The 24,024-nt window shown below is 38.4% G+C and carries 22 protein-coding genes; 12 read left to right on the forward strand and 10 right to left on the reverse strand.

Features of this window, described 5'->3' with window-relative positions; all coding sequences use genetic code 11:
* Positions 1-54 precede the first annotated feature (54 nt).
* The 3 genes from HYV86_05640 to HYV86_05650 form a co-directional block, all read right to left on the reverse strand.
* Positions 55-3,651, reverse strand: coding sequence for a DNA polymerase II large subunit (locus tag HYV86_05640; GenBank protein ID MBI2573318.1), 3,597 nt, complete (start codon positions 3,649-3,651; stop codon positions 55-57).
* Positions 3,652-3,659: 8 nt separating this feature from the next.
* Entirely contained in the window at positions 3,660-5,453 is a 1,794-nt protein-coding gene (locus HYV86_05645) for a DNA-directed DNA polymerase II small subunit (GenBank protein ID MBI2573319.1), read from the reverse strand.
* Positions 5,454-5,559: 106 nt separating this feature from the next.
* Positions 5,560-6,774: an orc1/cdc6 family replication initiation protein gene (locus tag HYV86_05650; protein ID MBI2573320.1), complete on the reverse strand. Its 1,215-nt coding sequence runs from the start codon at positions 6,772-6,774 to the stop codon at positions 5,560-5,562.
* A 975-nt stretch (positions 6,775-7,749) separates the two neighbouring features.
* Here HYV86_05650 and HYV86_05655 point away from each other — a divergent pair.
* Positions 7,750-8,598: a stage II sporulation protein M gene (locus HYV86_05655; protein MBI2573321.1), complete on the forward strand. Its 849-nt coding sequence runs from the start codon at positions 7,750-7,752 to the stop codon at positions 8,596-8,598.
* A 48-nt stretch (positions 8,599-8,646) separates the two neighbouring features.
* On the opposite strand, the gene HYV86_05660 is transcribed toward HYV86_05655, so the two are convergent.
* From HYV86_05660 to HYV86_05670, 3 genes are all read right to left on the reverse strand, one after another.
* The gene (locus HYV86_05660; GenBank protein MBI2573322.1) at positions 8,647-9,360 is read right to left on the reverse strand and encodes a hypothetical protein; all 714 of its coding nucleotides are present in this window, start codon (positions 9,358-9,360) and stop codon (positions 8,647-8,649) included.
* A 77-nt stretch (positions 9,361-9,437) separates the two neighbouring features.
* On the reverse strand, positions 9,438-11,459 hold the full coding sequence (locus HYV86_05665; GenBank protein MBI2573323.1) for a minichromosome maintenance protein MCM: 2,022 nt from the start codon (positions 11,457-11,459) through the stop codon (positions 9,438-9,440).
* Between the two features lie 123 nt (positions 11,460-11,582).
* Positions 11,583-12,143 (reverse strand): TATA-box-binding protein, encoded by a 561-nt coding sequence (locus HYV86_05670; protein ID MBI2573324.1) that lies wholly within the window; start codon positions 12,141-12,143, stop codon positions 11,583-11,585.
* A 199-nt stretch (positions 12,144-12,342) separates the two neighbouring features.
* Between HYV86_05670 and HYV86_05675 the strand changes: the two genes are divergently transcribed.
* Entirely contained in the window at positions 12,343-13,170 is an 828-nt protein-coding gene (locus HYV86_05675) for a hypothetical protein (GenBank protein ID MBI2573325.1), read from the forward strand.
* A 23-nt stretch (positions 13,171-13,193) separates the two neighbouring features.
* Here HYV86_05675 and HYV86_05680 read toward each other — a convergent pair whose 3' ends face one another.
* From HYV86_05680 to HYV86_05690, 3 genes are read right to left on the reverse strand one after another with little or no spacing between them, the layout of a single operon-like run.
* Entirely contained in the window at positions 13,194-14,177 is a 984-nt protein-coding gene (locus HYV86_05680) for a HesA/MoeB/ThiF family protein (GenBank protein MBI2573326.1), read from the reverse strand.
* The gene (locus HYV86_05685; protein ID MBI2573327.1) at positions 14,095-15,192 is read right to left on the reverse strand and encodes a TIGR00269 family protein; all 1,098 of its coding nucleotides are present in this window, start codon (positions 15,190-15,192) and stop codon (positions 14,095-14,097) included. Before HYV86_05685 ends, HYV86_05680 begins: the two co-directional genes overlap by 83 nt.
* A gap of 2 nt (positions 15,193-15,194) precedes the next feature.
* A complete protein-coding gene (locus HYV86_05690) occupies positions 15,195-15,398 on the reverse strand; it encodes a MoaD/ThiS family protein (GenBank protein MBI2573328.1) in 204 nt (67 codons plus the stop codon).
* Between the two features lie 152 nt (positions 15,399-15,550).
* Here HYV86_05690 and HYV86_05695 point away from each other — a divergent pair, with 152 nt between their 5' ends.
* The 6 genes from HYV86_05695 (at position 15,551) to HYV86_05720 (ending at position 18,980) form a co-directional block, all read left to right on the forward strand.
* The gene (locus HYV86_05695) at positions 15,551-16,075 is read left to right on the forward strand and encodes a hypothetical protein (protein ID MBI2573329.1); all 525 of its coding nucleotides are present in this window, start codon (positions 15,551-15,553) and stop codon (positions 16,073-16,075) included.
* Positions 16,076-16,142: 67 nt separating this feature from the next.
* Positions 16,143-16,823, forward strand: a complete 681-nt coding sequence (locus HYV86_05700) for a M48 family metallopeptidase (protein MBI2573330.1) — start codon at positions 16,143-16,145, stop codon at positions 16,821-16,823.
* Between the two features lie 72 nt (positions 16,824-16,895).
* Complete coding sequence (locus tag HYV86_05705) at positions 16,896-17,105, forward strand: NFYB/HAP3 family transcription factor subunit (protein MBI2573331.1); 210 nt, start codon at positions 16,896-16,898, stop codon at positions 17,103-17,105.
* A gap of 9 nt (positions 17,106-17,114) precedes the next feature.
* Positions 17,115-17,516 carry a translation initiation factor IF-5A gene (locus HYV86_05710; GenBank protein ID MBI2573332.1) on the forward strand — a complete coding sequence of 134 codons (402 nt, stop codon included), beginning with the start codon at positions 17,115-17,117 and terminating at the stop codon, positions 17,514-17,516.
* Between the two features lie 11 nt (positions 17,517-17,527).
* Positions 17,528-17,692 (forward strand): hypothetical protein, encoded by a 165-nt coding sequence (locus HYV86_05715; protein ID MBI2573333.1) that lies wholly within the window; start codon positions 17,528-17,530, stop codon positions 17,690-17,692.
* 112 nt (positions 17,693-17,804) lie between these two features.
* On the forward strand, positions 17,805-18,980 hold the full coding sequence (locus HYV86_05720; GenBank protein MBI2573334.1) for a site-2 protease family protein: 1,176 nt from the start codon (positions 17,805-17,807) through the stop codon (positions 18,978-18,980).
* Positions 18,981-19,008: 28 nt separating this feature from the next.
* Here HYV86_05720 and HYV86_05725 read toward each other — a convergent pair whose 3' ends face one another.
* On the reverse strand, positions 19,009-20,274 hold the full coding sequence (locus HYV86_05725; GenBank protein MBI2573335.1) for a bifunctional folylpolyglutamate synthase/dihydrofolate synthase: 1,266 nt from the start codon (positions 20,272-20,274) through the stop codon (positions 19,009-19,011).
* A gap of 68 nt (positions 20,275-20,342) precedes the next feature.
* Between HYV86_05725 and HYV86_05730 the strand changes: the two genes are divergently transcribed.
* From HYV86_05730 to HYV86_05745, 4 genes are all read left to right on the forward strand, one after another.
* Positions 20,343-20,996 carry a tRNA-dependent cyclodipeptide synthase gene (locus HYV86_05730; protein MBI2573336.1) on the forward strand — a complete coding sequence of 218 codons (654 nt, stop codon included), beginning with the start codon at positions 20,343-20,345 and terminating at the stop codon, positions 20,994-20,996.
* Between the two features lie 114 nt (positions 20,997-21,110).
* Positions 21,111-22,040, forward strand: coding sequence for a thymidylate synthase (gene thyA / locus HYV86_05735; GenBank protein ID MBI2573337.1), 930 nt, complete (start codon positions 21,111-21,113; stop codon positions 22,038-22,040).
* Positions 22,041-22,066: 26 nt separating this feature from the next.
* The gene (locus HYV86_05740) at positions 22,067-22,531 is read left to right on the forward strand and encodes a dihydrofolate reductase (protein MBI2573338.1); all 465 of its coding nucleotides are present in this window, start codon (positions 22,067-22,069) and stop codon (positions 22,529-22,531) included.
* Between the two features lie 97 nt (positions 22,532-22,628).
* Complete coding sequence (locus tag HYV86_05745) at positions 22,629-24,008, forward strand: serine hydroxymethyltransferase (protein ID MBI2573339.1); 1,380 nt, start codon at positions 22,629-22,631, stop codon at positions 24,006-24,008.
* Positions 24,009-24,024: the final 16 nt, after the last annotated feature.

A 24,024-nucleotide genomic window follows, 5' to 3' on the forward strand; every position in this document is an offset into this window, starting at 1 on the left:
TTTGTTTTCTTTCATGGATAGAAGCACTACTTAAGATTATGACGAACTCTAAACTCAAGTCATAAATGATCCCAATCCAACTTGCTTCTCTTTCTCCTTTCCAAAAATATTTTCGACGTCTGTTCTTAAGATGTCTAACACTTGTTTTAAATACGGCGAAAAATCGTATTTTTCACAAAGCATCAACGAGGGACCTAAATATTTTACCACTGATCCCTCTGAAATAGTAAAGATCAACCGACCACCACATTCCAAGCACTTTGACGCCAGAGGAGGACGACGATATTTCTCATTACAAGAAACACAACGAAATTGCTGCATAGAAAATTTACGTAAATTCCCTTTAATGTCCTTCAAAAAATGTTTTTGAATAACCAGCTTAGCAACATCATCCATATTAACTGCGCGTACTTTGCGAGCAATCTCCATCTGACCTACTAATTTCTCTTCCATAGAAGGCAACGTCTTATACGCAGAACATTGAACACCCCGATTAAAATTATCTACATGGTGCGTGAATCCAAAACCCTCATACTGATTTGGTTTTCCCAGACGATCAGAAATCTGTTCAATTTTCTTCTGATCTGGACCATACTTTACCTCCCACGCATTCTTCATCGCGCACGCCGCTTCATAAAATTCCAAAGGATACTTCCACATTATATCAATACCATGAACTTGATCATCTACCTCCGTAGGATCCAAAAATGAAGTAAGAACTAATGGAGCATCCATCGTTGAACCTCGAGTAGTAGGAAGGAAATGACGTGAAAAATTAAGCAGCCCGTCCATAAGCATGAGAATAGCTGCTTCATCCCCATCACAATCACGTCGTAGACCGGCATGATACATCGGATGAGTAATCAATCCTTGAGTTTCAGAAAAACCGATGATACGACCAACCAGTCCTGCAGAGATATGCGGAGCAAGACCAATCACTAAATGTCCAATGAGATCTTCTTTTTTCTTGGCATTATAGAATGGAGCAAGGCCATAGAACCGAACCAGTAAATCATCAATAAATGCCGTAACTCGCAGCATTACTTTCGGAGCTGATTCCTCAAGAGAATCAAAACCGGGAATAATCACATCCTGAGGTTTTATCTCCAAGATTTGGTCATCATGAGTTAACTCAACACCATGAATATCTAATTCATACCCAATGGATCGCAATTTAGCAATAGGAGCGCCAATTTCTTTTGGTTTGAAATGAGTAAGGGGAAGCTCTGTGCAATCATAGCGGGTAGTGCCTTCTTTATTCACGTAAATCCCATGCTTAGCTCGTAAAATGCCTTTCGCAAGGTGCTCAGTGATGTGGGTTTTGTTGGAAGTACCTCTTATACCTTTAATAAGTTCTGGAGTCACATCTTCATTAACAAATTTCTTAGCACTCGTAAGATAATGTTTGATATCAATCTCTATGTTTTTGAATGGTTGTGTAGGACCATGACGACAGACATCTTTCTCAACATCACCGCACGTTCTGCAAGAATATAACTGACGCGCTAAAGCCCCGCATTTGTCACAGCGAGAATAGATAGTGTTAGAATTACACGCATCACATTTAAATGAACAAAATGTACTCGTTACTTTTCCTGCTTCCAGAGCGCTTTGAAAACTACGTAAACGTCCTCCTTCTTCGCCTACTGGAAAAAGAGCCTGAGGACTTCCTGTTAGATGGCGCATTTTCGCTTTTTCAGGACGACCCATCCGCGCGCCAATAAAAGTCCCCGCTTTGTCTCGTACTACAAATGGAGAGAGTACATTGATGAGTTCCAACCCATTCTTAGTTTGGTGCTTTTCACGCAATGCGCGAATAACCTCAACAAGATTCTCAAGAGTTTTTTGATCAGCACAGCCCAGAACTGCAGCAAGAGCATCAGAATGAGGACGTTCAATAACAACACTTTCTTTACTAACTACTAAATGAGGCACGCCAATGTTCTCCAAAACTTCTTTGCCACGAAGATGAACCACCTCAGTACTAAAATAGGGGAGAATAATTTTGCGAAGTCCTTTATCATCCTTACGAATTTTTCCTAAAGCAAACCACTCTGCAAGAGCAAGCACATCATCACTTGAAACGAGTTTCCAAAAGAATGAATAAGTAGGATGAAGCGCAACTTTGCAATAAGTGCTCAAGGTTATTGCTTCATCAATATCAGGCAGGAGCCGTAAAGGATCAGCAATGAATTTGTCAACACGTTCTTTGGGAATACCCATCTCCAAATAAGGCATAGAATCACGATTTTGAAGAGACTTTTCAAGTTCAAGTGCCCACCATTCTGGACAATAACCAGGAGGAACAAGACGATGACCGTTCTCAGAAAAATCTCCATAATTAAACAAAACATCCCCTAAAAATAATATTTCTTGAGTATCTTTATGTTGAAGTCTTGCTTGTTCTTCAGAAGTAAAGTGAACTACTGACCCATCTTTAAGTCGTACGATTGGTCCTTCAAGAGTATCACAAACCGTAACCGTCGCCGCTTTTCCAGGACGTTCCATTTTAAGTTGAGTCCCAATAGCGATAAACTTATCGAGAACAATAAGAGTTGCTGGATGCAGCGCAGTAGCCGAAAAACCAGAAGTACGATTCCGACCATAACGCAGCCGTAGCCCGCCAGTTGCCAAAGGATGGGTAATAATCGGACGGCCTGCAACTAAATCCATTATGAACGTATTGTTAGGTTTAACTTTAACCTCAGTTGAAGTTTCTGCTCCTTCTTCCTTTTTAGGTGCAGCATGTGCCGCATGGATTTTTTCTTTAAGAGCAAGAAACTCCTCAAGAAAAGACCAATCAAGATCAAATTGTTTTCCCCATTTACTCAAGCGTTTCCACAACTTAGGCGCTTTTTGACACAACCCCTCTGCTAAAACCAGAGCCATCCCCCCTCTGATCATGTTTGTATCAATCCGTGGAAGATCTTTATAGTTAGATACTTCAATTTTTTCTGTTGGATCACCATCTACTTCAACAGGGATATGTGATACCATGAATTTTATCTCTTCATCAGATGGACGATATTGTAAATTAGTTACCCTTTCATGATAATCCTGAATCTCTGCAGCATAACGACTGAGCTCTTTTTCATCAGGGTCATATGTGGAATATCCCATTTTAACTCGTACATAATCTGAAAGAATAACTGAAGTCGATGCCGCCGTCCCACCTGCTCCCCGAATCGGACCAGCATATTGCAACGCGAAATATTCCTTCCCATCACGCCGTTGTTTAATTTTAACACCAATAAAACCTTCTAATGGAGCAGAAACAATACCTAACGTCAGATAGGCAAAGCCAACGCGAATACCAATCTCCATTGCCTGTTGCTTTGTTTCAAATGAACAGAATTTTTCCTTAGCAACCTCTTCTGCGATTTTAAATGCAACTCGCCAATCAAGTAACCCATATTCTTTTTCCAGTTCAGCAATACGCTGTGTAACAGTTGTATCTGTGATAGGAGGATAGACTACAGAAATAAGCCCAACAACCCTCTCCGCCATATTTTTTGCCAAAGGAATAGGCACAGTTGTTTCTGGGTCAAGACCTTTTTGACGTGCTTGACCCGCTACTTCATAACAATCTTGAATTCCTCGCTGAATAGACTCAAAATATTTTTGGATCGTAGGAGAAGCAATAGGGGGCATAAGATCACCTAAGCAAAGCGAAGAACTTTGACCTCACGAGTTTTAAGATTAACTAAGGGAACACGACCTGGTTCTGGTTCATGTCCTAGTTTTTCCTGAAATGTGGTTTTTGCTTGCCAACAGCTTCCACTAATCATTGTAACACCTTTATAGTTAGCAACACTGCAATAGTGAATATGTCCTGTGATCAAAAAATCGGGAACTTTTTTGACAATAAGTGGATCTTCATCATAAGCAGGATAATAAGGTGTTGATTTAAATGAAGGAGCAAGATGGCGACGCTTTAACAAAAATTTCATGATTAAATCAGAACGGTGATATCCCCCCCCATTACGAATAGAAGGTACATTAGCAACATAATAGTCAAAACTGTATCCGTGATAGAGAAGAACATCAAATCCTTCAAAGTTTGCAGATTTCCCAATATTAACCACGGAAGGGTTAGTGACTAAAGACACATTAGGAAGACCAAATAAATCCTTGGAGAAAGTTTGATAAAACGCTGGTTGGGGCTCAGCTAGATGAACAGCATCATGGTTACCAGGACACATGATAATTTGTTTAGAAGAAGGAATTTTTTTGAGAAGTTCCGTAAACGCAGCATACTGACCAGTTATGGTCTTAATTGAAAGTTCTTCTTCTTGAGCTGGATAAATCCCAATACCATCAACCAAATCTCCTGCTATGAAAATATACTTCACGGCAGCAGCAATTTGACGCTGTTGTTCGTTGCCAGTTTGACCACTAAGCCAACGTAAAAATTTTTCAAACTCGTCTTGTAAAAAGAGTTTCGAGCCGACATGGACATCTGAGAGAAAGATAGCATATTCTTCAACAGGACCTTTTTTGAGTTCATGAGTTTGAGGAATATCTGGCCATGTGATATTTTCAACAAAAATAACTTTGTCCATGTATGTGCCTGTAATTCCCACAACCTCATCAACGACAAGATCAAGAGCATTTGCATGAATCTCCTTCTTACTTTTAGAGACAATCGCCTTAATACGCCCAGTAGGATCTTCAATAGTGACAACAAGATTGCCATTTTTAGTTTCAGAAATATTCTCGACCAAACCAATAATTGTAATTTCTTCCTTATCTTTTTTGGCTAGTGCCCTCCCTATAGAGACAGGGTGACTTAATTCTTGTCGTTGACGCAATAACCCTTCTAAGAAACGATAACGGCTCAAGAAAAAATTAGTGAAATCTTGAGTTGTGTGTTTTTTGGGAATGTTTTGAAATGAAGTAACGATTGTAACGACACTTAAAGGTGTTTCAATAATGGGAAGAGTACTATCTTGTTCAAATTCTTCATCAGGTAAAAGATCTGGTTGAATCTGAGTGCTAGACCCATATTCCGCAATAGGTGAAGAAGACGCAGAGGAAGCAGATATAGATTCACCTTGCGCCAACCCAACAGGGGTTAATGGAACTTCTAATGAAGTTATATCCTCAAGTAGATGTGTAGATGAGTCAAATAAAGGTGAAGAAGACCCCATTCCCGTAGAATGAGGAAAACTACTCAATGATGCACTACGAAATGTCTGGAGTTGAGATTGATATAACTCATCATCTCGATCCTTTTCTGCATCAACACGGTAACGGTCAACCTCGTACCAATCAACAAGTGAACTCTGTTGTTCAATGACTTGGGCATAATCAGTATTAAGAACAATAAGATCTGGTTCAGATTCGATACGGTGCAACAACGTAGAGGAAATGGGTCGGTCAAGAGCATCCTCACTAACCAAAATCCCTTTTTCAAAAAGTTCTTCAATTCTAGCTTGTTTCGATTGTTCCATATTATCTTGCCATATTTGTGTATGTCTATTCTATAAAATATAATTTCAGATCGTTACTATTTGATTCTTACTTCGTTAATCCCAACCCAACATCCCTCTATCTCCCCTAGCTACTAGTGCCGTCAGAGAGGTTAAGTGCTTTCTCTGCCACATCACGCAATTTCAAAGTAAGTGCTTCATCAAGATTAACTGTTATTTCGCGCGTGCGCCCATATCTTCCTTTAGAGATAATCTTTGCATGAATTATCCCTAACATGTCAAGTTCGGCTAGAATGTCCGAAACGCGCCGTTGGGTTAAGATATTAAGGCGGCTTTTACGGCAAATTGTCTGGTAACAATCATATATCTCCCCTGTAAAAAAGTGCTTTTTTTGAGGGGCTACTAATAAAATAGCGTATAATATTGCCTGATATTGTTTGGGCTGATCCGTTACTGCGCAAACCATACGATCAGATTCAACTTTGCGTTCTGCTTCATCAAGATGGGCCAATGCAATATTCTTGGCTTTAGACCTTTCTGCAAGCTCCCCCGCCACACGTAGCAAATCTATTGCCCTACGAACATCGCCATGTTCACGAGCAGCATACGCAGAACATTTCTCAACAACGCCCATCTCAACTGTACCTTCGTTAAATGCTTTCGCAACCCGACGACGCAGAATATCTTGAATTTGTAATGCATTGTATGGAGGAAAAATAAGCTCTTCTTCCGAAAGACTGCTTTTTACCCGAGGATCAAGACTTTCAGCAAAAACAAGACTATTAGAGATCCCCACAAGGGCAATTTGAGATTGTTTTAGTTCACTGTTAATACGAGTAAGATTGTAAAGGATTTCGTCACCTATCTTTTTAGTTAATTGATCTATTTCATCTAAAACCAACAAAACGAGCTGGCGCTGTTGATCGAGAACCCCATAAAAAATGTTATAAACTTCATCTGTAGGTAGCCCAGTAGATGCAATATCCTTACCAAATTCTTTAGCGAGCTGTGCAATAAGTCGATATTCTGTATCTGCAACACGTTTAAGTTTGCAATTAAGATAGATTGTTTTGAGTTTAATATCATTCTTTTGAGCAATTTCTTCCATAGACTTGAGAACATAACGAATACAAAGCGTCTTCCCAGTTCCTGTTTTTCCATAAACAAAAAGATTGGAGGGCCTCTCCAAGCGCAACGCAGGTGCAAGGATATTAGCCACAAGCTCAATTTGTTGTTCACGAAAAACAATGTCCGAAGGGATATAAGAGGAAGAAAGTATGGATTTATCAATAAATAACGAGTCCTGTTTCAGATAATTTTCAAAAAAATTGCCTAACCCCATCCTACCCCCCTATTTCTCATGGAAACCCTGCATGTCCGTTTTGTTTGATCAATAAGAGACACACATTAATTTATCAAACAAACACAACCACAGCTTCAAACGAAATTAATTGACTACCCTTTATTGCACATGGAACCAGTATAAATAGTTATTGGAATTTGAGAGTATGTTCTTAAGACAATATATGCAAAAACAACATCATTAAAGCCATAACAATAAATAAAAAGCACCAATTTAACGTCTTCAGTAATATCAATAATCAAAGATCAATCATCACATACGATTCCAAATTCAATTGCAAATTTTTACTCTATTCGTCTTTTTCCTTTTTCTTATATTTTTTTTATTTCTTCTTCTTCTTCTTCTTCTTCTTCTTCTTCTTCTTCTTCTTATTATTATTATTATATATTTTCAATATAGAAATAAATAATAATAGTTATATAATTATAATAAAACAAAAAACGATAAGAAAAAGCACAATTCATTATATGTTAAAAAAATTGATCATAAAATTATAATGCAGAAACCATACAACCCTAAATTAATTGTCAATTTCAGTTTCAAATCAATAATTCTAAAAATCTTTACAGAAAATAATTTGTTATATACCTGTTCTTACTCAACCAACATTATAAAAAAACCAACAAACCAATTTCACATACAACATCGATTGTCTTGATATATTCACAAATTATTCTTTTAACCTCACCCTTTCCTTTCCTCAACAACAGATTCGTTATCTATTGAAGAGTGCATTTAACTTGATTTGGTGTTTGTTTCGTTTATTTTTTATTCTTGCCTGTCATAGAACACTTTGATCTATCGTAATTGCACTTATCTCTATTTTCTCTCTTTTTATTGGTCCTCAAATCACTCAAAACAGCAAACACCAAGTTTCCATGAGAAATCAAGGGGTGTGGGGGAACGGGAGCGCATTTCCAAAAGTTTAAATATTAACTTCGCTTTATTTTATTAATGGTTTTGGAGTCTTTATTTAATCCCTTTGCTATCAAAAAGAAACCATGGGAAATGTTTTTTGCAGGTTTTTTATTTGCTTCCATTTCACTTGTAATTTCCTATTATGTTTTCAAAGAAGCAGCTGCGCTTCTTACTGTTTTTTTAGTTGTATTATGTACTGTCCCCATACTCTATACTACAATCAAGAATGAAGAAGAGTTAGATTTAAAATCAACTCAAGAATGGTCTCTACTTAAAGAACACACTAAGGTACTCATTTTCTTAATGTTTTTGTTTTTAGGTATTACTACTGCATTTGTTCTTGCCTATGTTGTGCTCCCTCAAGATGTTGTCAAAGTCGCCTTTTCTCTTCAAGACCAAGCAATCAATCATGTGAATCAAAATGTGCAGATAACGGGTAATATTACTCGGTTTGGGTTATTTGGAAATATTTTTTTTAACAATCTTAAGGTTCTTTTCTTCTGCATCATTTTTTCTCTACTTTATGGTACGGGTGCCATGTTTATCCTTACGTGGAACGCATCCGTAATCGCCACCGCGATGGGTTCAGTAATAAAAACGCAAGCGGCACAAGCACTTGCATCCAACGGTTCGGGAATATTAGCGGCATATCTCGGTGCTGCTTCATTTAGTGTTGCCCGTTATATGACCCATGGTTTACTTGAGATTGCTGCCTATTTCGTTGCAGGTCTTGCGGGAGGAATTATTTCTATCGCACTTATTAAACACAACCTTAGTGACGATAAAGTGTTGGTGGATGCTCTTGATCTCATTATGATTAGCGTAGGAATTCTTTTCGTTGCAGGCGTAGTAGAAGTCTATGTGACGCCTGCGCTTTTTCTGTAATCTTTCTTAATAATTTCCTTGATCTTATTTCATAATTGCTTGGAAAAATCATAAGACCTTTACTTTACCGGGTTGATTCTGAAAAATTTCTCCCCTCTCTAACATTTTTTCAATAATTTGTTCAGTCTGAGCAAGAGGTGATTTCTCCAAAATCTCTTCAATAAAAACGCCTGTGCCTGTATCTAAGTCTCGAATCAATTTTGAAATTTTCTGAGAAGGCAGCACATTATCTTGAGTCTCTACGGTTTCCTCATCCACACATTCATCACTCAATTCCGTTACTTGTTTCCTATTGTTCTTTCTCGCGTTTTCTTCTTCCTGATCAACCTTTTCAACAAGGGCATCTGAGGGATTTGTTTGCGGCTGGCTAAATGCACTTTTACATTCTAATCTACGGACTTGTAACCAAGAAGTATTTACTTTTTTTACGATTTCTGGAGAGAGATATCTTTCTTGATTATATACCCGTACCCGACCAATAAGTAATAACACATCCCCCACAGTTGAGTCGGAAGCGACTCTGTTCTCTTCAAAAAAGCGACTTATAATACGGCCTGTTCCATCATCTAAAAGTAAATTACTAATAGAACCTATATTCTCTTTATGAACAACAAACGCAATAACATTCACTTTCTGCACAGTCTGACCCTGAATAGTCAAATGGCTTGGGTTTTTATCATCGCCAAGAGCATAATCACTTTCTATTAGTTCTCTAATTGCAGTTTTGCGAGCAACTAATCTGGAAGCATTATCTATAGCCATAGTGGGTCGTCTTTATGTTTGTTAGTAACATTTATCATTATTTTTCTATTCTACTTATTTCACTACTTCATTTTTAGTTAGAGTCGCTGTACAAAACCGCGGCGAGGCTCAAAAATATCACCCGAACGCCGTAATTTCTCTAATGCCTCTTCCACTTTATCTGGAGGAATATTCTTCTCCTTTGCTGCTTCAATAATCTCCTCAACAGACACGATTTTCTCATTACGTTGTTCTTCAAGTGCCTGTACAATTTCCTTAACGATACTAATACTGCTACGCTGTGTTGCCGTAATACGGCTACCTAATCTATCAATGTCGATTTTTCCCGTTTCTGAGTCTTTAGCGATCTGGTTCAGACAATAATCCGTTAGTTCAATTGCTTTTTGCGCATCTTTCTTGGTCACGGTTTTGGAGAGTCGCACTTTTGCGCTTGCTTCAGAAAGGCGTACAAGACCTTCAAGTTGACGTGCTGTGATTGGAATACTTTTAACTCCACCTTCACTTCCATTTCCCGTATCACGCATAGTAATATAGTATTGTTTTAGTTCCTCGATTGCTCCGTCAGTCATCTTTGGTGACATCTTTTGTCGAACATACGCAAAATATTTTTTAAGAAGATCAGTAGGAATTTCGGAAGTTGCAGCATCAGGATTCTTATGTAGGCTTAAAATAAAATCAGCAGTAAGTTCATCTTTCTCTCTATTTGGCATGTCCTTAACAGGAAAAATAAGATCAAACCGGTTGATAAGTGTTGGGGGAAGATCAATTTGATTTGCAATTAAATCATAAGGATCAAACCGTCCAAATTTAGGGTTTGCTGCTGCCAGTACAGTCGTCTCACAACGTAATGTTGCTTGAATGTTTGCTTTTGCAATGCTAATGCTTTGCTGTTCTAAAGCTTCATGAAGTGCTGATCGGTCCTCTTTACTCATCTTATCCATCTCATCAATGATCGCAAACCCTTGGTTTGCTAAAACCAGCGTTCCTGCCTCAAGACTCCAGCCACCCAAAAATTCATCTTTTACAACTGATGCCGTAAGTCCTGCTCCTGTTGCACCCTTACCGCTTACAAAACGTGCTTTAGGAGCAATCTTTGACATCCGTTTAAGCAATTGTGATTTTCCTGATCCAGGATCACCAATTAATAACATATGCATATCCCCACGCGTGACAACGCCATCGGGTCGTACTTTACGACACCCGCCCGCAAGCTGTAACACTAATGCCTCCTTAATTTTATCATGACCATAAATAGAAGGCGCAAGACTTGCTGCAATATGAGCTAAAGGATCTGCCATTTTAGCTATTTTTTTGATCTCTTCTAGCTCTTCATCTGAAACTTTGATATCCCCAAAATCATCTTGAAGGGGTTCCATATGGTTTGCTTCAATGATTAAATCATATTTCGTTGCCTGTCCACCTGTTCGTAATGTTACAGGCACTTCCACAAGCCAACCACCTAACCTAATCTTTGTTCCTGGACTACTCCTCTTTTCCGAAATTGGCGAAACTAAATCATCTTTAAGAAAAACATTGATACGTTTTGGTTGTGACCCATCCAGATCATCAGGTGATTCTTCTAATACTAATCCTTGTCCATCCACTAACTCTTTGGAAATCTCTTTAAATTTTCCTTTACGTCCACAACTACACCTACTTGGTTCTTTATACTTTTTATCAAGTTGCAAAACATTAAGGATATTGCCACACGAAGGGCACTCAAATTTTGCTGCCGTCACATGAGGACGTACATCGGATTTTTGTCGAACAATCCCTTCAGTCCAAACAAGTTTAAGTAAATGCTTACTGCGAATTTCGCTAATTAAAACTCGTTGGGAATCGGGAAGATTACGCAGCCGAATCGTGAATTTCTTTACTTTTTTTGGAAGATCAAACTCTTTAATTGCGAGCTCTCCTGCCTTAAGAAGCTCTTCTGGCGTTTCTAAAATTTCATCACCCAGTTCTGTATTAAACTTAATCAACTCATTAAAATCAAGTACAAGATATCCTTGTCCTTTACGCACAGCTTCGAGCAATTGAGGGTAATAATTTTGTTCAATAAATTCCCGAAAAATCTTAATTTGTTCGTCTACTTCCATGCCCTATCAAATTATTTTAGAGTTTGGTTGCTATTTAAACATTTAGGTGATTTGACCAGTGTGGAAATCGAGGTGCATTCCTAAAATAATATCAGAAAATAAAGACAATAAAAAGAGAAAAATTTACTTAGCCAAAACTTTGCGCAAATTCTCAATTAATTTATCAGTTGCGTCATTAACTTGTTCTTCAGTTTTAGTTCCCGTACATACAATCTTTCCATTACTAAAAAGAAGGAATGTTGCATTAGTACCCTTAAGCTTGTGAACAAGCCCTGGAAATTGTTCAGGTTCATATTCTGTGTTAGGTAGTTTAATACCTAAGACGTTTAGATTAAGATCCATACCAATACTTCCTGATGCAACAATATTTTGAACTGTGATTTGTGGTTTAATTGTCACATTAATATCTAATTTTTTAAGACTTTTAATGATGCTTTGAATACTGCGATCGACTTCTTCAAGAGTTCGAGCGCCAGTACAGACAACTTTTCCACTCGAAAAGATCAATGCTGACGTTTTTGGCTCTTTAATCCGCAAAACTAATCCGGGAAATTGCTCTGGATTATACTCGGTATTAGGCAGAGTTGCCGCCATTTTCTCTAGTGGAATATCTTTCTCAAGACCTGTAGAAACAACAATATTTACAATGCGAATACTCTTTTTTCCTTCCTGCTTTTTGACCATACGTCTCAAACCCCCTTCTGAATACTATAAACTTCCTGAATATCTAATATATAAAGGAATAATCCCTATTTAAATATTGCCTTTATAAAATTTAAAAAGGAGCTCAGTTGTTACCACTTCGGATTGCTATTATCAAAAAATGGCTTGTAGTCTTGCAGTAGTACTAACATTTTTAAAATAGCTTCTAGCCATGCTCACAATGCAACCTACCCACCTCATTGTCCGTTATGGTGAAATTTTTCTCAAAGGAAAAAACAAAGGAGATTTTGAAAAACAATTAGTCAAGAATATTCGCACCATTACGGGACAGTCGGATGTCAAACTCTGTGCTGGGCGTATCTTTATTCCGTATTGGAACAATCACAAAACACTACGTCGAGTTTTTGGTCTAACTTCTTACTCCCTTGCTCTACGTGTTGAAAAAAATATGGATGCTATTCTCGCTGCAGCTGTTGAAATTGCCCAAAAACAAAATTACCTTTCTCTTATTGCTGCACATCGCTCAGATAAAAACTTCCCTCTCACTTCACCCGAGATTACCAAAGCAGTTTCCCAACACTTGCATTCTACATTCCCAAATTACGACTTCAAAGAAGATGAAACACTCACCATTGAAATACAAGCCTCGGGTGCTTATCTTTGCAGTGAAAAAGTCATTTGTTTTGGCGGATTACCCACTGGATGTGATGGTCGAGTTCTCGTTCTTGTTGATGGAAATGAAGGTATGCTCGCAGGACTCCTCACGATGAAAAGAGGAATAAACATCTTTCCTATCTCCTTCCACGATATTGACATTTCCCTCTTAGAGAAATACAGTGCTAGTCATCTACAAATTAATAAATTCACCAATTGGCAGGAAGTTGAAGAGTTTGCCCAGAGGAATAGAATTAACGTGCTGATGTGTGGTGAAACATTTGAAACATTTTCTCCAACTACAACAAACTTAGTCTGTCTACGTCCATTAATCGCGTATTCTGTTAAACAAGCAAGAGAAGATTACACAAAATATCAGCAAGCCGCGATCTGATTCCAAATCAAATTTTATAACTTTCACAATCCCACATACTTTGTATAGATTTTAAGTGCTTCTTGTTTTGACTCTGCTCGAATTAAAGCCCTACCATCAGCAAAAAGTGTAATATTGTTCAAATGAAGAGAAAGAGAATCGTTAACAGGATTCCCAATTTTTCTCCAGCGTTGCTCAATAGTTTTGAGGTTAACAGGTTTGCCTTGCACCTGAAATTGACCAGTAGAACAGAAGCGAATTGGTCTGATGTCTGGTACTTTAGTAAGATACTCGTACTTCTTGTTGCAAGTGGGGCAGTCTTTGCGTTGATTGATCACGAGTGATTGGAGAGTAGTATCCCAGACATTAATATAGGACAGTTTTCCAATTTCTTCTTTCTTGATGCTTTGTGTGATTACTCTCAACGTATGCGTTACCTGCAGTGAAGCGATTGCACTTGTTGCTGTATTAAGAACGCCTGCGCTCTCACACGTCTCTAAATTCACATCCGAGAGGAAACAACGTAGACATGGTCCAGTAGGCAACACACTCATAACGTATCCGCTTGTCTGAATTGCTGAACCATAGATCAATGGGATTTTATTCTTACGACAATAATCATTAAGAACAAAGCGGGTATACATATTATCGGTACAATCAACAATAACTTTTACATTCTTCAACAAGGAGATATTTCTTGCATCAAGAGAAATAGCGTAAGGGATGATTTTAATTTCACCGTTGACAGATTGTAACCGCACCTGTCCCGCCGCAACTTTACTTTTCCCAATATCAGACTCAGCGTAAAGAACCTGACGTTGTAAGTTAGATCTCTCAACAACATCGCGATCAATTAACAGGATAGTCCCAACACCTGCCCGTGCTAAAAGTTCAGCAGTAACACTACCTAACGCGCCCAGACCAACGATAGCAACAATAGCGTCGCTAATTTTTTTTTGTCCGGTCAGTCCGATTTGTGGAAGTATTTCTTGTCGTGCGTAACGACTTGGTTTTTTTGATTGATTCATTTTTGATTTTGCTCTTGGTTTTTGTTGAATTAGATCTTTTTTTGAGCTCTATTGGTTTTTGTTTTGTATTATCTTTTTTCATTGCTAATTGTACAATTGCTTTCATCTTACACGCATTACATACCTCAGCATTCGCCGGTTCGCCACACTCTTTACATTCTCTGATCTGCACGCTCTCTTTTTGTCCAGTCTGTTTGAGCAACGGTAAAATATCCAAATAGGAATTAATTACACCTTGCTTTGTACCTCGATATTTCTCTTCAAATTGATTTAGCATTGTTTGAATATCATGGCGATATCCTTCCTTGCTATAAGGACACTCGATAAAATGAACTGGAAACGCTTTAAGGTATGCATAAAGCCGCACTTCTTTCTCAGGACAAAGATATAATGGCTTTACTCGTTGCACCAGTCCTTCTTGTTCTTCAACACCAGAAATTGGACCAAGGCGTCCTGCAAGAGTTGTATTTGCCTTAAACAGATTCATGATAATCGCCTGAGCTTCATCATCAAGATTGTGACCAGTCACAACTTTCGTTGCTCCCTGCTGGCGAGCATATTTATTAAGAAGATAACGTCGCCACACTCCACAAACATTACATGGTTTTTTCTTATCACTCTTATTGATAATGGGATATGCTTGGTCAAGTGTTGCGCCAAATTCATCTTTTGCAGTGGTTTTAATGAGTTTAATTTTATGTTGTTTACAAAACACTTCAAGATCTTTAAGAGTAGTAGAACGATAACCCTTGATACCTTCATCAACGACTAAGGCGAAAAGATTTTCAGTAGGAATCTGATGTTTTTGACAATATTTCTTGACCAGATAAAGTACACTTAGGGAATCTTTCCCTCCTGAAGCCGCGACACACAGTTTGTCATCTCGGTTGATGAGATGAAAACGATTGATCGTCTTAAAAACTCGTTCTTCAAAGTAATCAATAAAATGGATCTTACAGATTGGTCCATGCTGCAGTTCAATAACTGCTTTCTGGGTGCATTGAGAACACTGCATTGTTAGCCACCTGAAATAACACTGAGAATCTCAATACTATCATTAGCACTAACCTTTTCATCTTTTGTAAGAATCTCCCCCTTCCTCGCAACGAGAATTGTTTCGAAATTAAGTTTAAGATGGTCACATAAATCAGCAATGGTTTTGCCTGAGAAATTTAATTTGAGAGTTTTATTATCTCGTTCGAGGTGGACAGTAATTTTCATTGGTGTTGCCTTCTTCTCCTAATGAGCTGAAAGTAGTAGTGTTTTTCATTTGGTTTTTTATAAAAGCTTCGTCAATAATTTATCACTCTTTAGTGTTTACTCTTTTTTTTTTAACTTAAGTTGGCTTTTTCCACAAAAAGAGGTGTTTGATTATGTCAGATAAAGAATCGAGAAATCATGTTATTACAATTATTGCGATTGTGGCATTAGTTGCTATTGTTGCAGTTGTCATGTTTGGATTTAACAAGACTGAATTTAGTTCTGCTCCTGCAGAAGAAGAAAGTGCTATTGCGGGAGAAGCGATCAATTTTAAACAGCTACAACAATTAGGAGCAAATCAAAAACAACAGAGGTTTGATTTTCTCGCAGGTGAGACTCTGACCAATCATTATGGCAACACTGCCTATCAACAAACGAAATCCGGCAATCAGATTTGTCAGGATATGGGATATAGTGGTTGTTTTGCAGTGCAATTGATATCAGATCAAATTTATTATGAAAGCTCTGATTTATCTTGTAGTGGTAATCAGTTTCATACCATGCACAAGTCACTCGATCATTGTAATATCGTTGGCAATTCTAATCCTTCAGCATGCGAGTCTAACACTAACCCTCAATTCTCTCGAACTGATTATAAAAGCCAACTTCGCGTTGCTAATGTTATTTGTAGAAATTAGGCATTTTCCTTTTTTTTCTTTTCTTTTTTCCATAAACTATATACATACCATTCATTCCTAATTCTCCATGAATCTTATCGAAGAATCCTATCATCGTTTGTTTCCAGATAAAGAATTCAGCTACAAAACAGAATTTGAATACAACCGTCGCCTTAGTTCGTTTAATTCTAATATCAAACTCTATAACAACACTTTAAGTGTAGCCATGAATTTGCAGTGGAAGGATATTGATGATGAAATCAAAATAGGGTTAATTCAACATTTATTACTCAAAGTGCTCAAGCAAAAAGCCACTACGTCAAATATTCATCTTTACCACCATTTCACTAAAAACATTCCTTCATTTACACCCAAAGAAGAAAGTCATCCAGTTCTTGCAGCATCTTTTGCACGGATGAATCAACAATTTTTTTCTGGAGCTATGGAACAACCCAATTTACGCTGGGGCAGTGCGTCACGCCATCGCTTGGCGTATTATAACTTACACGATGACTCCATCACCGTCTCCACTCTCTTCCAAACTGCGCCACAACAGATTCTTGATTACTTGCTATATCACGAAATGTTGCACAAACACTTTCAATTTGAACATAAAAACGGACGTTCACATGCCCACACACCGGCGTTTCGTGCTGCGGAGGCCCAATACCCGAATCAAAAACAAGTTGACGTAGAACTCAATAACTTTGTTCGTCAAGCCTCTCGTCAAACCAAAAAAAGCTCATTTTGGTCTTTTTTGCAACAATAACCGTCAATTTAAATTCAATTGTAAGATCACTTTGAAGAAACATTTAAAAATAAACAGCAGTTTTTTATGAATATGTCAACAAAGAGATTTCTCTCTCTCAACGCCATGGATAAAATCATGCGTGATGCGGGTGCTCCTCGAGTCAGCGATGACGCAAAAGAAGCATTGGCGCAAATTCTTGAAGAGAGAGGTCAACAAATCTCTGCTGAGGCAAAACGTCTTGCCGAACACGCTGGACGCAAAACTGTAACGGATAAAGATATACGCCTTGCAGTGAAATAGGTGGTCACAATGGCTGAAGATTATGAAAAAAAACTGGTAAGCGTTGGAACGCTTAAAAAAGGAGACACCCTCATTATTGATAATGCTCCTTGTAAAATTACTGATACTGCAACGTCTCGTCCTGGAAAACACGGACACGCTAAAGTTAACTTAATGGCAGTAGGTCTGCTTGATGGCAAAAAACGTAACGCAGTTATGCCTGGTCACGATAAAGTTGAAGTTCCTATCGTTGAGAAAAAAACTGCTCAAATCCTTTCCGTAGCTGGTAAAATTGCCAATGTTATGGATATGGAAACATACGAAACATTCGAGATGGAAATTCCTGAAGAATTAGACGGCCAAGTCAAAGAAGGCGTAGAAGTCCTTTACTGGTTGCTCATGGGAATGAAAATCATGAAACAAATTAAATGAGGTCCTAAACAATGGTTAAATTTCCTGAAGCAGAAGCACGCTTATTCAAAAACGTCTTTGTTGATCGTCGAACTAAACGTAAAATTCGCGCTAATCCCTTGAAAGTGCAATCAGGTAAGATTAGTGGACGTGGCGATGGCGCAACCAAGAATCTTCGACCAAAGCGGAAGAAATAGACTTTAATCTTGTTATTCTTTTATCTTCTTTCATTTTTTATTAAATCTTAATAGTTCTCTGACATTGTCTAAAAAAGCAACATATAAAAAGCCCAAAAATGTTCTAGTCTGAATGGTAGATGTACTTGGCTTTCTCATTCAATACAAAGCTATTATCTTATTCTACTTAGCAGTTATCATTTTTCTTATCGTAAAACGTAAACAAATTGAAACACAACTCAAATTTATTTTCCTGTACCGTACCAAATTTGGTTTACGCTGGATGGATCATTATTCCAAAAAACACCGAGAGTGGGTAATCCTTTTAGGGTATATTGGAACAGGAATTGGTTTTGTGGGTATGGGTTTTATCATTGTTGCATTGATCAAAAATCTTTATGACCTTCTTACTAACCCTGCAGCCGTTGGTGGTGCTTCGCTAGCATTGCCTGGCGTGAATATCCCTGGTTTTGGTGTCTTGCCATTCTGGCATTGGCTTGTGGCAATTTTCTTGATTGCTGTTATTCATGAATTCTCTCATGGCATTGTCGCACGAGCCTACAACATTCCCGTCAAAAATACTGGTCTGGCTTTCTTTGGTCCTGTGCTTGGCGCATTCGTTGAGCCTGATGAACAAAAGATGGCTAAAGAGAAGGACATTGTGCAGTACAGTGTTCTTGCAGCAGGTGCGTTTTCTAACATTCTGATGGCAGTTATCGCGTTTTTCTTGGTTACTGCAGTAACACAACCATTACTTAATTCTATGACTGAACCTTCCGGGTTTACCTTTGATATGTATGTAAATGAATCTCTTCCATTTGCTCAAGCAGGCATTCTCCCAGGTACCATTATCACTTCCGCAAATGGCAAGCCGGTGACACGTTTCGAAGATCTTGGGTCACAACTTCAATGTATGCAGCCAGGTCAAGTACTATCTATTGGCACAACTCAGAAAAATTATAACCTTACTTTAGCTCAAAACCCCAGCGATGCAACTAAACCTTATCTGGGAATCATGCAGATTCATAACGATGCAACATTAAAACCTGAGTTTACAACTCCTCTCTGGAAGTTCACACACTCTATACTTGATGTCATCACTGACTTTTTACGTTGGCTATTTTTATTAAGCTCAGGTATTGGCTTGTTTAATCTCTTGCCTCTCCCTATTGTCGATGGTGGAAGAATGTTGCAAATCTTCTTACGCAAACGCTATGGTGATGAGATTGGTGAAAGAAGGTATCGACGCATCAGCACCTTCTTGCTATTACTCTTAATTGCAATCATGGTCTTGCCATTTGTGCTCTAGATGTTACCAGAAAATCAGCGATTTATTCTTATTGTACTCTTTTTCTTAGCTCAACCATCGCTTCACCAATCATATACAACGACCCTGTCACAAGAACAAAGTCTCCTTGTTTAGCAAGAGCTTTCACAACAGCATCCGTAACCACAGCAACTACTTCTACATCTTTACAATATTTCTGCACTAAAGGCAGGAGTTCTTGAGGATTGCGCGGCTTGTGATTTCCTTGTGTAAGAATAACATGTTGAAAGTGAGGTATCAATAAAGGAATAATAGCTTCTTTTTCTGCATCATCACTCAACGCTAACAATAAAACACCATGTTGATATTTAATGGTCTTAAGGTACTGCAGTAGTACTTTGACACACGCTAAATTATGCGCTCCATCAATCAAAATGAACGGATTTTGTGAAATGACCTCAAGACGTCCTGGCCAATAAGCCAGTTTCAAACCTTCTTCTATTGCTTTGGGAGTGATGTCCCATTCTTTTCGAGGTAACAACGATAACGCAGCCAGTGCAGTCGCAATATTGTCCAGTTGATGTGTTCCACGCATCTGTGTTAGAAATGTGCCATTAAACCCGCCACTCACTTTAAACATTTGTGAATCTAATGTTGAAGAGGCTGGATTGATAGTGACCCGCGATGATGTTTCATATAACACACTTCCTCGCTCCTTACAACGATCCGAGAAAACAGCAAGAACTGATTGATCTTTCTCAGCCGTCACAACAGGTACGCCTTCTTTGATAATGCCTGCTTTTTCGTGGGCAATTTTGACTTTAGAGTCGCCAAGAATTTTAGTATGCTCAAGATCAATATTAGTAATTACACTTACTAATGGTCGGATCACATTTGTTGCATCAAGGCGACCCCCCATGCCGACTTCAATAATGGCAATGTCAACTTGCTCTCGTGCAAAATAAAGAAACGCTAACGCAGTCGTAAATTCAAAATAAGTAATATCGATTTTTTCTTCTTCAACTTTTTGCCGTACTTCCCGAATGAGTAAAGCCAGATCCGAGTCAGAAATACGCACTCCATTAATTTGAATACGTTCATTGAATGTTACTAAATGAGGGCTGGTATTAAGACCGACCTTGTATCCTGCATGTTGGAGAATGGATGCAAGAAATGCACAGGTACTACCTTTGCCATTCGTACCTGCGACATGAATAGAAGGAAAACGGCGGTAAGGATAGTTAAGTACCTCCATCAGCGCACGCATGCGTTCAAGACCAAATTTCATAGCTCCATGATCAAGGCTATAGAGATAGTCAAGTTCCGGACTGGACATGGGTAGTAGTGGGAGAAAGGTGTTTAAAAACGTATCTTTTAAAAGCTTCAAACATTCTAAATTATGGAATGAAAAAAGTAGGGAAATCTATTGGCGAGGAGAAAAACTTAGATGAACAAGGATATGCGCTTGTTTGGATGAGTGCGGGAAATAGTTATTTCAAAGAAGAGATCATTCAAAAAATTCTCAAATTTACTGCTGAGCATTTCCTCAAAACTATTGTAATAGCTCCTGATGAACCAGCGCAACATACATTCAAAGCTTTGGGTTACGAGGGGAATGAGGTTTCGAAAAAAGCGAGATTGAATGCTAATCTACTCCAAAACAGGGCTAAACGCGTCATCACTTCAATGAAAGATAAATCAAAATTCCAAGTAATAGAATGGATTGAAGAAATAGCGCCTAATCTCTATTACCAAGAGAAATTGAAACAGATCACACTTCTTTATTCAAAAAATAGTCAATTTAGAAGTGATGCGAATGAAGTTACAAGAGAGGTATTAATGAGTAAATCAAATGAAGAGTTTACTGCGGATGCTGTTAATGAAGGTGTTTATTATCTTCTCAAAGAGCTCGCTTTTGTAATGGCAAGTCCTACAATCTTTAATACACAAAAAGTGACATACGTGTATCATAAAGAGTGGCCAATCTTTCAGAAATTGATAACAGGTGTTTATGATGGAAAGGTGAGGGGAAATCTAAGGTTTCTTTTGCATAGTTAGAGAAATCAACTTGGATTCAATCGTTCTGATGAGAATATCCCTTCCAAACCCCAAATCTTAAAAAAGGGCAGACCACTCAATATAACAAAAAGAACAGCATAAAAGGTGAGTTTGATGCAGCAATATTGTGATCTTCTACGGTATGTACTCAAAAATGGTGTGGAAAAGAAGGACCGTACTGGCATTGGCACGAAAAGCATCTTTGGCTATCAAATGCGCTTTAATCTTGCTGAGGGTTTTCCTTTAGTCACTACCAAAAAAGTCTATATGAAAGGCATTATTCACGAACTCCTCTGGTTTCTCAAAGGTGAAACAAACATACAATATTTGGTACAGAATGATGTCAAAATTTGGAATGAATGGGCATTTCAAATATATCTTGAAGAAAACAAATTAGAGCATCAGCATCCTCGCTATTCTGAAGAATGGAAACAGATGCTTGAAAAGTTTGTCGAGAGAATTAAAACAGATGACGCATTTGCTAAACGCTGGGGAGAATTAGGACCAATCTACGGCAAGCAATGGACTCGCTGGGAAGGCCGTAATGGTGTGGAAATCAACCAAATCCAAAATGTCATAGATTTAATTAAAAAAGACCCAACGTCACGTCGCATTATTGTCAGCGGTTGGAATGTCGGCGAAATTCAGGAGTTAATTCATCATCATCATCATGCTCCACCATCATGTCATACTATTTTTCAATTCATTGTTGTTGATGGAAAATTATCCTGTCAATTATATCAACGCAGTGCGGATATTTTCTTAGGCGTTCCATTTAATATTGCCTCCTACGCCATGTTAACGATGATGATTGCGCAAGTCTGTGGACTAGAACCAGGAGAATTTATTCACACGTTTGGTGATGCACATATTTATTTGAATCACATGGAACAAGTCAGCGAGCAACTCTCCAGAGAACCAAGATCACTACCTACACTAAAAATAAATCCCACAGTTAAAGATATTTTTTCGTTCCAATATAGTGATTTTGAGGTCATCAATTACAACCCTCATCCACCAATTAAAGCAACGATTGCAGTCTAAGCATCTCCGAATAATAAGGTTTGAAAATGGTTTCCATTATTGCCGCAATGACTAAAAATCAAGTTATTGGTCGTGCGAATCAGTTGCCTTGGTCGCTCCCTGAAGATTTACGTAATTTCAAACGCCTAACCACTGGTAACGTGGTAATTATGGGTCGTAAAACCTATGATTCTATCGGTCGATCATTACCAAACCGACATAACATCGTGGTCAGTCGCAACACCGATCAGATACCAGGAGTTATAGTCTCTAAAAGCATCGAAGAGGCAATAGCAACAGCAAAAGAGTTTGGCAGAGAAATATTTGTGATTGGTGGTGCGCAGATTTACCAGCAAGCATTGCCGTATGCAACTAAACTCTATTTATCTTTAGTTAAACATGATCACGAAGGGGATACTTATTTTCCTCCATTCGACCTTAAAGAATGGCAAGAGGAAGAACGCCAAGATTATAGCGATTTCACTTTTGTGGTATATATTCGCAATAGTTAGTTGCGATGCTTAGGGGTAGGATATATAGTCGCCAGAACTGAAAAGTATAAAAGCGCAAGAGATGAATAAAAAGTAATTAATGAGTTAACAAAACTCCATAAAAAAGGGAAAAAGAGGGATAAAAGTGTCAGACGATTTATCGAAAACAGATCCGCATGTAGCGCATATCATTGCACTTGAAGAACAGCGTCAGCAAGATAAACTTTCGATGATCCCGTCTGAAAATTTCTTTTCTAAAGCGGTACGGCAAGCAATCGGTTCCGTATTAATGCACAAGTATGCTGAAGGTAACGTAAAAAAAAGGTACTATGAAGGCAACCAATACATCGATGAACTCGAATCACTTACCATTGAACGCGCCAAAAAATTGTTTCGTTGTCCTCCTGATTGGAGTGCAAATGTCCAAGCTTTAGCTGGGAGTAACGCTAATCTTGCAGTGTATCTTGCTCTTCTCGAAGTTGGTGACACGATGATGGGGATGTATTTACCTGATGGTGGACATCTTTCTCATGGATGGAGTCACGAGCCAAAAGGTGCCCCTGATGCATCAATTTTAGTCTATGAAGGTGGCAGTGCAAAAGTTAACATTTCTTCTAAAATTTTTAAAACAGTCCAATACAAAACATCACCAGCAACACAACAATTTGATTACGAAGAAGTTGAAAGAATTGCGTTGCAGTACAAACCAAAACTTCTCATTACAGGCGGAACCGCGTATCCTCGCGAAATCGATTATCGTCGCATGAAAGCCATCGCCAATAAAGTTGGTGCATATTACATGGCAGATATTGCGCATGAGGCTGGTCTTATTGCCGCAGGCGTAAATTCCTCTCCTGTTGGTATAGCCGATGTTGTTACTATGACTACACACAAGACATTGCGTGCAGGACGTGGAGCAATCATTCTTGGTCATGAAGATATTATCAAAAAAATTAATCGTGCTGTTCTTCCTGGTCTTCAAGGCGGACCATTCAATAATAATATTGCAGGCATCTGCGTCGGCTTAGGTGAAGCATTGGAATATTCTTTCACTATCTATGCTTGGCAAGTTGTACGTAATGCGCAATTTTTATGCAAAGAGTTAGAAAAATATGGATTTAAAATCGTAAGTGGCGGAACCGATAAACATCTCGTACTCATTGATTTAACTAACAAACCTGTGCTGGGAAAGAAATTTGCCCGAGCTTTGGATTATGCCGGCATCGTCGCTAATTATAACACCATGCCGCAAGAAACGCGTCCTCCTGCCGATCCTTCTGCATTACGGATGGGAACTCCTTGGATTACCACGCGGGGCATGAAAGAACCGGAAATGGCGCACATTGCTGCGTGGATAAATCGTGTTATGGAAATCTGCGCTCCTTGGGCAGAGTTAGACTTCAAAGAATTTGAACAAAATGTCGCATCATCATTCGAGATCATGCAAATAGCAGCAGAAATCAAAGAATTATGCGGAAAATTTCCACTGGATTTTTAGAATTGTATCAATGTAG

The organism is Candidatus Woesearchaeota archaeon, assembly GCA_016188115.1.
GTDB lineage: Archaea > Nanobdellota > Nanobdellia > Woesearchaeales > GW2011-AR9 > JACPIK01.

Bases quoted from the DNA above. Each gene is read 5' to 3' on its own strand.
- HYV86_05725 (MBI2573335.1), bottom strand. From the start codon at position 20,274: ATGTCCAGTCCGGAACTTGACTATCTCTATAGCCTTGATCATGGAGCT.
- HYV86_05740 (MBI2573338.1), top strand. From the start codon at position 22,067: ATGGTTTCCATTATTGCCGCAATGACTAAAAATCAAGTTATTGGTCGT.
- HYV86_05645 (MBI2573319.1), bottom strand. From the start codon at position 5,453: ATGGAACAATCGAAACAAGCTAGAATTGAAGAACTTTTTGAAAAAGGG.
- HYV86_05695 (MBI2573329.1), top strand. From the start codon at position 15,551: ATGTCAGATAAAGAATCGAGAAATCATGTTATTACAATTATTGCGATT.
- HYV86_05710 (MBI2573332.1), top strand. From the start codon at position 17,115: ATGGCTGAAGATTATGAAAAAAAACTGGTAAGCGTTGGAACGCTTAAA.
- thyA (MBI2573337.1), top strand. From the start codon at position 21,111: ATGCAGCAATATTGTGATCTTCTACGGTATGTACTCAAAAATGGTGTG.
- HYV86_05690 (MBI2573328.1), bottom strand. From the start codon at position 15,398: ATGAAAATTACTGTCCACCTCGAACGAGATAATAAAACTCTCAAATTA.
- HYV86_05685 (MBI2573327.1), bottom strand. From the start codon at position 15,192: ATGCAGTGTTCTCAATGCACCCAGAAAGCAGTTATTGAACTGCAGCAT.
- HYV86_05715 (MBI2573333.1), top strand. From the start codon at position 17,528: ATGGTTAAATTTCCTGAAGCAGAAGCACGCTTATTCAAAAACGTCTTT.
- HYV86_05640 (MBI2573318.1), bottom strand. From the start codon at position 3,651: ATGCCCCCTATTGCTTCTCCTACGATCCAAAAATATTTTGAGTCTATT.
- HYV86_05655 (MBI2573321.1), top strand. From the start codon at position 7,750: ATGGTTTTGGAGTCTTTATTTAATCCCTTTGCTATCAAAAAGAAACCA.
- HYV86_05680 (MBI2573326.1), bottom strand. From the start codon at position 14,177: ATGAATCAATCAAAAAAACCAAGTCGTTACGCACGACAAGAAATACTT.
- HYV86_05730 (MBI2573336.1), top strand. From the start codon at position 20,343: ATGAAAAAAGTAGGGAAATCTATTGGCGAGGAGAAAAACTTAGATGAA.
- HYV86_05675 (MBI2573325.1), top strand. From the start codon at position 12,343: ATGCAACCTACCCACCTCATTGTCCGTTATGGTGAAATTTTTCTCAAA.
- HYV86_05660 (MBI2573322.1), bottom strand. From the start codon at position 9,360: ATGGCTATAGATAATGCTTCCAGATTAGTTGCTCGCAAAACTGCAATT.
- HYV86_05720 (MBI2573334.1), top strand. From the start codon at position 17,805: ATGGTAGATGTACTTGGCTTTCTCATTCAATACAAAGCTATTATCTTA.
- HYV86_05705 (MBI2573331.1), top strand. From the start codon at position 16,896: ATGTCAACAAAGAGATTTCTCTCTCTCAACGCCATGGATAAAATCATG.
- HYV86_05665 (MBI2573323.1), bottom strand. From the start codon at position 11,459: ATGGAAGTAGACGAACAAATTAAGATTTTTCGGGAATTTATTGAACAA.
- HYV86_05650 (MBI2573320.1), bottom strand. From the start codon at position 6,774: ATGGGGTTAGGCAATTTTTTTGAAAATTATCTGAAACAGGACTCGTTA.
- HYV86_05670 (MBI2573324.1), bottom strand. From the start codon at position 12,143: ATGGTCAAAAAGCAGGAAGGAAAAAAGAGTATTCGCATTGTAAATATT.
- HYV86_05700 (MBI2573330.1), top strand. From the start codon at position 16,143: ATGAATCTTATCGAAGAATCCTATCATCGTTTGTTTCCAGATAAAGAA.